Below are 712 nucleotides of genomic sequence, written 5' to 3' on the forward strand. Positions count from 1 at the left end.
CGGGGTCGTGCAGTCATCGCAGGTCGGATCCGGGTCGGGTGTCGGTGTGGTCACCGTAACCGCATTCACCAGCGTGCCCGAGAAATCCGATGGTGTCTGCACCGTCACCGTATAGGTTACCACTGCACCATTCGGAAGCGTGGCTATTGTCTCATTGATGTCGCCCGTGCCGCTGGTGTTTGGCAATGTCACCGTGCCGGTGGTCACCACCGCTGTCCAGCCCGTTATCGTTGTGCCGGTTGGAGCCGTATCCACCACGTTCACATCCTGCGCATCACTCGGGCCGTTGTTCGTCACCGTGATCGTGTAGTCTACCGATTCACCCGGGGTGAACGTTGTCTGCGCGACATCACTCACCACTTTCAACGTTACGATGTCAGCCTGCGGATCAGGTGTCAACGGCGGGGTCTCGCAGTCATCGCAGCCCGGATTTGGGTCGGGTGTCGGTGTGGTCACCGTAACCGCGTTCACCAGGTCATCATCGAAGTCAGCCGGCGTCTGGACTGTCACCGTATAGGTCACCACAGCGCCATTCGGCAGCGTGGCTATCGTTTCATTGATATCGCCCGTGCCTGAAGTATTGGGAAGCGTTACCGTACCGGTGGTTACCACCGCTGTCCAGCCAGTGATCGTCGTGCCGGCAGGAGCCGTATCCACCACGTTCACATCCTGCGCATCGCTCGGGCCGTTGTTGGTTACCGTGATCGTGTAG

Annotated in this window: 1 protein-coding gene; it reads right to left on the reverse strand. The window is 59.6% G+C overall.

Features of this window, described 5'->3' with window-relative positions; translation table 11 throughout:
- Positions 1-712 (reverse strand): hypothetical protein (locus ACFOET_RS17735; protein ID WP_456320335.1); only part of this gene is annotated, 712 nt, incomplete at both ends.

Origin of the sequence: Parapedobacter deserti (genome assembly GCF_042646065.1) — a bacterium.
GTDB lineage: Bacteria > Bacteroidota > Bacteroidia > Sphingobacteriales > Sphingobacteriaceae > Parapedobacter > Parapedobacter deserti.